The organism is Paracoccus sp. MKU1, from assembly GCF_001447385.1.
In the GTDB taxonomy this organism is placed as follows: Bacteria; Pseudomonadota; Alphaproteobacteria; order Rhodobacterales; family Rhodobacteraceae; genus Paracoccus.
The window spans coordinates 1-7,445 of record NZ_LLWQ01000052.1 but is presented as its reverse complement, the minus strand read 5'-3'; the positions used below and the strand labels follow the sequence as shown (position 1 = coordinate 7,445).

The 7,445-nt window shown below is 66.0% G+C and carries 13 protein-coding genes and 2 pseudogenes; 11 read left to right on the top strand and 4 right to left on the bottom strand.

What is annotated here, in order from left to right; all coding sequences use genetic code 11:
- The 5 genes from AQY21_RS03175 to AQY21_RS03155 all read left to right on the top strand — a co-directional run.
- A partial coding sequence (locus AQY21_RS03175) for a single-stranded DNA-binding protein (RefSeq protein ID WP_058096376.1) occupies window positions 1–370 on the top strand: 370 nt, incomplete at its 5' end.
- A 556-nt stretch (window positions 371–926) separates the two neighbouring features.
- Window positions 927–1,130, top strand: a complete 204-nt coding sequence (locus tag AQY21_RS03170) for a hypothetical protein (protein WP_058096375.1) — start codon at window positions 927–929, stop codon at window positions 1,128–1,130.
- Window positions 1,131–1,185: 55 nt separating this feature from the next.
- A complete protein-coding gene (locus AQY21_RS03165; protein WP_058096374.1) occupies window positions 1,186–1,395 on the top strand; it encodes a hypothetical protein in 210 nt (69 codons plus the stop codon).
- Between the two features lie 98 nt (window positions 1,396–1,493).
- Window positions 1,494–1,694 carry a hypothetical protein gene (locus tag AQY21_RS03160; protein ID WP_058096373.1) on the top strand — a complete coding sequence of 67 codons (201 nt, stop codon included), beginning with the start codon at window positions 1,494–1,496 and terminating at the stop codon, window positions 1,692–1,694.
- 103 nt (window positions 1,695–1,797) lie between these two features.
- Window positions 1,798–2,010 carry a hypothetical protein gene (locus AQY21_RS03155; RefSeq protein ID WP_058096372.1) on the top strand — a complete coding sequence of 71 codons (213 nt, stop codon included), beginning with the start codon at window positions 1,798–1,800 and terminating at the stop codon, window positions 2,008–2,010.
- Between the two features lie 20 nt (window positions 2,011–2,030).
- Here AQY21_RS03155 and AQY21_RS27495 read toward each other — a convergent pair whose 3' ends face one another.
- The 4 genes from AQY21_RS27495 to AQY21_RS03135 all read right to left on the bottom strand — a co-directional run bounded on the left by AQY21_RS27495 (window position 2,031) and on the right by AQY21_RS03135 (window position 3,652).
- On the bottom strand, window positions 2,031–2,372 hold the full coding sequence (locus AQY21_RS27495) for a DUF2285 domain-containing protein (protein WP_255374787.1): 342 nt from the start codon (window positions 2,370–2,372) through the stop codon (window positions 2,031–2,033).
- Between the two features lie 202 nt (window positions 2,373–2,574).
- The gene (locus AQY21_RS29580) at window positions 2,575–2,841 is read right to left on the bottom strand and encodes a transcriptional regulator domain-containing protein (RefSeq protein ID WP_058096371.1); all 267 of its coding nucleotides are present in this window, start codon (window positions 2,839–2,841) and stop codon (window positions 2,575–2,577) included.
- Between the two features lie 146 nt (window positions 2,842–2,987).
- On the bottom strand, window positions 2,988–3,251 hold the full coding sequence (locus tag AQY21_RS03140) for a DNA -binding domain-containing protein (RefSeq protein ID WP_058096370.1): 264 nt from the start codon (window positions 3,249–3,251) through the stop codon (window positions 2,988–2,990).
- Window positions 3,252–3,436: 185 nt separating this feature from the next.
- The gene (locus tag AQY21_RS03135; protein ID WP_036749366.1) at window positions 3,437–3,652 is read right to left on the bottom strand and encodes a helix-turn-helix domain-containing protein; all 216 of its coding nucleotides are present in this window, start codon (window positions 3,650–3,652) and stop codon (window positions 3,437–3,439) included.
- A gap of 212 nt (window positions 3,653–3,864) precedes the next feature.
- Between AQY21_RS03135 and AQY21_RS03130 the strand changes: the two genes are divergently transcribed.
- The 6 genes and pseudogenes from AQY21_RS03130 to AQY21_RS03105 form a co-directional block, all read left to right on the top strand.
- Window positions 3,865–4,146, top strand: coding sequence for an AlpA family transcriptional regulator (locus AQY21_RS03130; RefSeq protein WP_058096369.1), 282 nt, complete (start codon window positions 3,865–3,867; stop codon window positions 4,144–4,146).
- Window positions 4,143–5,012 (top strand): replication initiator protein A, encoded by an 870-nt coding sequence (locus AQY21_RS03125; protein ID WP_203416356.1) that lies wholly within the window; start codon window positions 4,143–4,145, stop codon window positions 5,010–5,012. Before AQY21_RS03130 ends, AQY21_RS03125 begins: the two co-directional genes overlap by 4 nt.
- Window positions 5,013–5,252: 240 nt before the next feature.
- Entirely contained in the window at window positions 5,253–5,753 is a 501-nt protein-coding gene (locus AQY21_RS03120) for a DUF2840 domain-containing protein (protein ID WP_058096368.1), read from the top strand.
- Window positions 5,750–6,226: pseudogene (locus AQY21_RS29575) on the top strand (DNA cytosine methyltransferase); the annotation flags it as partial. The gene AQY21_RS03120 and the pseudogene AQY21_RS29575, both read left to right, overlap by 4 nt.
- A 133-nt stretch (window positions 6,227–6,359) precedes the next feature.
- On the top strand, window positions 6,360–7,004 hold the full coding sequence (locus AQY21_RS29570; protein ID WP_058096366.1) for a hypothetical protein: 645 nt from the start codon (window positions 6,360–6,362) through the stop codon (window positions 7,002–7,004).
- Between the two features lie 184 nt (window positions 7,005–7,188).
- Window positions 7,189–7,445, top strand: a pseudogene (locus AQY21_RS03105) (S26 family signal peptidase); the annotation flags it as partial.

The following is a 7,445-nucleotide window of genomic DNA, read 5'->3' as shown; positions in this document are numbered from 1 at the left end:
CCCCGAAACCCGCACCACCCGCAGCGGCACCGACGTCACCCGCTTCAGGCTGGTCACCGCGCGCCCGCGCTATTCGGAAGGCCGGGTCGTCCGCGACGAGAAGGGCTATCGGGTCGAGGACGCGGAATGGCACCGCGTCGTCGCCTTCAACGGCCTGGGCCGGACCATCCAGCAATATTGCGAATCCGGCACGAAGGTCCTGGTGCGCGGCCGCATCCACTACACGAAATGGCAGGACGCGGAAGGCCAGGACCGCTACGGCTGCGAGATCGTCGCCGAGACGGTGGATTTCCTSAGCCGGGCGCCGCAGTCCGAGACCGGTGACGAGGACGAGGGCCGGTTCATCGACGAAGACGACATCCCGACCTGAGCGGGAGGCCAGAGGCCCGGCGGCACCAGCCGCCGGGTTTTCCATGTTCGCAGCGGATCGCCCCGAGGCCGCGCCGGCAAGAGAAGGCTTCCCGACCGGCTCGACCGGCCAGAGATCCTCCGGCGGGGGGCCGGCTGCCTTCGCCCGACCCCAATCCAATCTTTCTCCCGAGAAGAGAAAACAGTGGCTTGGGAAAAGAGGCTGGGGAGCGAGGCTGCTTCACAGCGCCACCGATGGGTTTTGCGTGACCGTCGGCGCGTGGGCGGGCACGGCGCATTTTGCTTCGGAGCAGTTGGTGCAGCGGCTGTCCACCAGCGAACAGGGTGGACACCCCTGGGCGTTTCGTCGGCTGCGCAAAAGACCCGAGAACCCCGCTAAGAGGCTGAAAATAATGGTCAAAACACCACAATCGCCTTGCGCTAGAGGCTTGTTTTTGCTAGACTATTCGAAAGGCGCGTAGGTAGTCGCCACCCGCCGGCGCCATGCTCCCCGCAACGCGGGGTCGGAGTGGTGGAAGGGGTCGGATGGATCGGCCCCGGAAGCCGGAGAGACGCCGATGCATACCGCGACATTCGAGATCAACATCCCCAGCAACCCGCTGGCCCGCCGCATTAACCTCGAGGACATCGAGATGGGCATGGATGCCGATGCTGGGGTCAAGGCCCGCGCCAGCCGCGACAGCATGATCCTGACGATCAGGGTTGCCGCAAGCGATGCCGGCGACACTGCCGACTGGCTTCAGAAGGCCGGCCTGATCTGACCAGCGCCAGCGGAAGTGCCGGGAACGGCGCGCGCATAAGCCGAGGAGAACCGCCATGACCACCGCCAAGGTCATCATCCCTTTCGCCGCCGCCCGCGCCGCGGCGATAAAGGCGGGCTGGCCAGCCGATGCGTGCTCGACCGCATGGCTGGAAAGCAGGATCGACGCAGTTTGTTCACGCAAAAGGAACGGCGACATCACGGTCGAGGTCGAGATCGAGCACCTGCCGACCATGGCCCAACTGGTCCACGATGTCATCGCCTGACCACCACCAGCGAAAACAGCCCGGGCCCGCCATTGCGGGGTTTGCGACAGCAGCGGAGGCTGAACGGTTCAGCCCCACGCCCCGACAGGAGAACGACCATGACCTGTGAAACCGAAACCACCGCCCTTGCGGCAAAGATCCACGCCGAATGCGATTTCTGCTTCGACCGCAACGACATCCACGAAGCCCTCGAACTGCTCGGCCAGATGGTTGAATACGGCGCCACCACGCCGGTAGAGATCGAGGAATTCCTTCGCCGGCGCAGGAAGCAATACGAGGCCGATCTCGCCCGCACCTGACGCCACGCACGGAAGCAGGAACCCCGCCGAGGCAGACGCCCGGCGGGGCCGCAGTGGTAAGGGGCCGGATAGATCGACCCCGCAACCGGACCGGAGAGACATCATGCATAACCCGACCACCGTGACCGAACTGATGGCCGAAGCCGCCGAAGCCCTGATCCGCCGCGACCCGCACCGGCTCGAGGAACTGGAGCGGATCAGCAGGGGCTGGATGCAGACACAAGATGAGGAACTGGCCCAGATCATCCTTTTGCAGGCGATGACCGAAGCCGCCGACCTACTCCTCGACACCCCGAGCGAGATCGAGAGTGCCTGATACCGCGAACGAAAGTTGGTTCAGCGCCTCCGGTGCTGGCCGCCCCGCAACAAGGTCAGGTATTCGCCGCCGACCAGGGCCCGCGCCTCGGCGAGGATGCGGGCAAGTTGTCGGCGTTCGGAGGCCGATTTCCATTCAGCGGCGCTGAGCCCGCTGAAGTCCGTCCGGAACAGGACACCGGCGATGTCGCGGCGCGAGGCGCCGGATTCGGCCCCGTCCCAGGCACGCAGCATCAGGGCCGCCCGGTGCCGCTCGGATGCCGAAAGCGCCTGCAGGGAGGGAATCGGCCTGACCGGCCTGCCGGTCAGCAGGCGACGGAACCGCCGGATGCTGTTCAGGCGGACCATCAGATCCCCGTCCAGCGGTACGAGGATCGCCAGCCTGAAGCGGGCCGCGCCTTGCGGAAACCAGAGCCGGTGATCGCTGTCTGCTTCGGCGACAATCCCGTGCAGCCCGTCACGGGCGTGCAATAGCGGCGCCAGCGGCAGATCGGCTGGATTAAGCAGCGGTGGCCGGTCATAACCTTCAGGTGCGGCGGTGAGGATCAGGGTGGCGGGAAGCGCATCAGGACGCCAGAGCGGCCGGGCTTCCGATACCGGAAGTGCGGGATCGACCGGGAAACATCAGCCCCCAGCGGCGGGCCATCCGGGCGATCTCCTCTCTTGTGCTGTCCCCAACGGGCGCCCCGCGCCCAATATGCTTGCGGATCCTGGAATATTCCGCGCGATACCGGCGGTTGCGGCGCAGGAACTGGAAGGTCATCCGGGCACGGTCGAGCGTCTGGAACCGGTCGTCATATCCCGGAGACCTCCAATCGGTGGAAGACGGCATGGCTCTGTTCTCCATCGGAAGGAAAGGCGGGTCGGAAGCCGGGAGTATGCGGACAACCGGCAATTGCGCGAAGATCGCGCCGGGGAATACGAAGCAGGCCGCAACCGGCCTAAAAGCGCAGACAAATGGTGGCGCGGTTCCTCCCGCTAGCGCATGCGCGGATTCAGAAGCTGACGGTAGCCGGCTTCGGTCATCCAGCGCGCCCGGGCCAGATGGCTGTCGTGGATGCGCTTTGCCCGGTCGGGATCGGCGGCCACGTCGAGGCCGAAGACGATCCCGGCCACCTCGCGCCAGTCCGCGCCTTCCTCCTCTGCGTCAAGAAGCCGCAGATAGGTGGTCAAATGGGTCTCGTCGTAGCCGGTCAGCCGCTCGGATTGCGGCGGGGTGTCCTCGAAGGCGTCGGCAGCCATTGGGCTCTCCTCTTTCCGATCCGTGCCCAGGATGAAGAACGCGGCGATCCCTTTCTAGGGGAACGATCCGTGCCGCGTATCGGGATTTTTCGAATGCGCACATTCCGGAACGGACATGACGGCGGTTTGATGGTCGGCGTAAACCCGCGAATCCTTGAGAAAACGGGCGAACGGCCGCCGAAAGCTCACGTCCGGTCGCGACGGAGCAGTTCCACCGGGTCGACCTCCAGCACCGCGGCGAGCTTTTCCAGCATGTCGACCGTCGCGGCGTTCTCCTCGCGCTCCAGCATGCCGACATAGTTCCGGTTGATGTCCGCACGGTCGGCAAGCTCCTCCTGGGACAGGGATTTCTCCTGTCTCAGCCGGCGCAGATTCCTGGCAACTCGCTCCCGCAGTCTCATGCGGGAGGAGTCGCCGGGCACCCGATCCGGCGCCACCCAGAATAATGGGTATTCGTGAGCCGGCAAAGCTTTTCGTCGACCAGGCTCCGGCCCCCGACGAAAGGGGGTGACAAAAACCGGGCCGTCATTCTGTCACTCCGGCCCGGTGCTGCTTTTGCGCCATCGTCGCCGCAATCCCGCCTCTCCGGCGGATCCTGCGACGGAGACCGACGATGCAGAACGAACCCGATCCCGCTTGGCCGCGCTTCGTGCGCACCGAAGAGGCCGCCCGGCTGCTCGACCTGTCGCCGCGCACACTGGAAAAGCACCGCTGCGGCGGGACCGGTCCGATCTACCGCAAGCTCGGCGGTCGTGTCGTTTACACGATTGCCGACTTGCGCGCCTGGATCGAAGGCTCGGCGCGGCAATCCACCTCGGAGATGGCGACGGCGGCACACCGTCCTGAAAGGCGAGTCGCTGGCATCATCGGTGCCGGACGGGGAACGGCGCGATGACCTCTTCGCTGTCCCTGCGCCGCATCTGCGACGGCAGGCAGATGGAACTGTTCCGGCCGGTCGCGCGCGATATCGCCGCGCGAGATTCCCGCGACCTGATGTCCTGGCCGTTCTTCTCGCTGGCCAAGTCCCGTCGCGTGGTGCCGATCGATTTCCACATGGGCGCGGTCTCGATCCGCGTGGAGGCGACGCCCGAGCACGGCATGGCGACGATCTGGGATGCCGATATCCTGATCTGGGCCGCCAGCCAGATCGTCGAGGCCCGCAACCAGGGCTTGCGGACCTCGCGTCTGATGGCCGCCACGCCGTATGAGATCCTCACCTTCATCGGCCGAACCGATTCCGGTCTCGGATATCGCCGCCTGAAAGCGGCGCTCGACCGGCTGCAGTCGACGACGGTCGCCACCTCTATCCGCCAGCCAGCAGAACGGCGGCGGCACCGCTTTTCCTGGATCAACGAGTGGAAGGAATTGCTCGATGAGCGGCGCCGGCCGCTCGGGATCGAGCTGATCCTGCCGGACTGGTTCTATGCCGGGGTGATGGACGATGCGCTGGTCCTGACCATCGACCGAGCCTATTTCGACCTGAAGGGCGGGCTGGAGCGCTGGCTCTACCGGCTGGTGCGGCGCCACGGCGGCCGGCAGCCTGGAGGCTGGAGTTTCGATCTCCGGCACCTGCACCTGAAATCCGGCAGCCTCTCGCCGTTCAAGCGCTTCGCCTTCGAAGTCCGGGCCATCGTCCAAAGACAGCCGCTGCCCGGTTATCGCCTGTCTCTCGGTATCGGTTCCGACGGGCTGCCGCGGCTGCATTTCCAACCCGATGACAGTGATCCTCGCGGGCCCTCGGGCTGCGGGATCAGATTGTGAGTAAGCTGTGGAACGTCTCGTACTATCCGGAACCTTCCGGCCCGTACTATCCGGAACCCGATCCTCGTACTATCGGGAACCGAGGCACCTTTTAACCCTATTGAATCCGAACAAGGATTCGGCCCCTCCTAACTTACCTAACTTAAGGAATCCTAACCTTGTAGGCGCGCGCCGGTCTGTGGACAGGGCCGTTTTGTCCCTTGAAACGGAGACTGACCGCGCAACGAAGGGGGGTGACGAATGAGTGTTCGTCTCCCTGAATCACCGAAACCTGATCCTGCTCCGACAACCCTTGTCGACCTGATCTGGCAAGAGAAACGGGTCGAGCATTGGCTGCGCTTCGGTCGGTTCCGCCACGAACACCGGCTCGACCGTGAGCGCCGGACCCTCGGCTTCGCCCCCGGCAGCGTCTTCGCAATCGTGCGCTGGGCCGGCAACGACTACGGCGCCGTGGTCTCGCGCCTCGACATCCTGCGCGCCGTCGGGCTGGGCGAGCCGTTTCAGACGCTGCCCTTCATCCGTCCCGGTGCCGAGATCCTGCTGCGCGTCAGCGGCTGGCCGAAGGTCGAGCGGGTGCTGCAGGTGGTGGATGCCATCGAGGCGCTGGGCATCGATCCTTGCGTGGTCTCGCCCGATCACTGGAGGCATGTCCACAACCGCATCGCCGCAGGCGAGCCGTTCCGGACCTACATCAAGGCCCAGCATGCCGCCTGGCTGAAGCGGCGGAAGGTGGGGGTATGACCATGCCGCGCGTGTGTCTTTCCCTGCCGTTGCGCGTGCTCGATCTGTTCAGCGGCGCCGCCGGCGGCTGGACCCTCGGCCTGCACCGCGCAGGCTTCATCACCATCGCCGCCTGCGAGATCGTGGAATGGCGGCGCATCCTCTATTCGGAGAATTTTCCGCATGTCAGACTCTACGCCGATATCCGCGACCTCACGGCAGCTCGACTTGTTTCCGACCTCGGATGCCTGCCCGACATCGTCGTCGGCTCGCCGCCCTGCCAGGACATCAGCAGCGCCAACACGAAGGGCAAGGGGATCGAAGGGGAAAGGTCGGGCCTCTATCTCGAGGCCGTGCGGCTGGTCGGAGAGTGCCGGCCTCGCTGGTTCGCTTTTGAAAATAGCGCTAATTTGCGAACTCGCGGCGCCGACCGGCTGCTCGATGAACTGGAAACGCTCGGCTACGCCTGCTGGCCATGCGTGGTGGGTGCTGCGGATATCGGCGCCAACCATGTCCGCAAGCGCTCCTGGCTCATCGGCTGCGATCCCGAACAGCTTGCCCACACCCGTGTCGCAATCCCAGCGGGGTGGATTGCGGCTAGAGGGCGGATCGGGCGCCCGGAAAGCCATGAAGGACTCGGGCCTGTCCGATCTGTTCCGCAACCGCCCCTTGCCGACGCCGATGGCCTCGGACGGGATGAAGGACGGCGCCGGCGGCGGGGCGGGCTCGACATATCCGCTGCGCATGATCCTGGCCACGCCGCGCAAGACGGACGCCGACCGGGGCGGCCGGGGCGACGTTCTCAGCCAGCTTCGGGGCCATGCCAGCCGCCATGCCGGGATGATGGGCACGCCGACGGCGAATGCGGCGCCACGAGGCAGCGTCTTGCGCAGGCACAAGGGCCGGATGACCTCGGATCAGGATCGTTTCGACCGGACGCCGACGATCGGCGAGGCGCTGCATTTCGACAGATGGGCACCGGAAACCCTGCCGACGCCGACCAAGCGGGACAGCCGCATGGACGGCTGGAGCCCGGCCTACGACCGCCGCAAATCCCCGACCATAGACGCGGTGATGGACGGGGCGATGACGGATCGGGCACCGGACAAATGGGCGGGAGCGCGGGCGCTGGCGGCGATCTTGCGGAGCCATGGCCTGACTGGAACGGCGGCATTGCCCATCACCTACGGCTGGATGCAGGGCTTTCCGCCTGGTTGGCTCGGACGCGCATTGCGCTCGGCAGTCGCAAGGGGACGGCTGCGGCGAGCCTGATCGTCGAGGCCTTCGGCGACGCGGTGGTGCCGCAGATCCCCGAGGCCATCGGCCGCGCCATCCTGCGCAGCGAGGTCGCGCTGAACGCGGTCCTCGGTGGCGTATCGGCGGATGATCCTGCTGCGGTCGTAGATCCTGCCGACAACGCTCCCGCCGAAGATCCTACGGACCACGGGGGTGCGTCATGACCCGCAGCCCCCGCATCACTTACCTCGCCGTAACCGCCGCCGCTGTGCTGGTGATCGGCACCGTTTCCGTCGCCGAGATCGCGCCCCGACTGATCTGGAATGCCAGCGCCAGCTTGCCCATCGGGTTCTACCGCGTTGAGCCGCCGACCAGCTTCGCCCTCGGCGATCTGGTCGCGGTTACGCTGCCCGAACCGCTGGCGCAGTTCGTCGCCGCTCGCGGCTATGTCGGCGCCGACGTGCCGCTGCTGAAGCG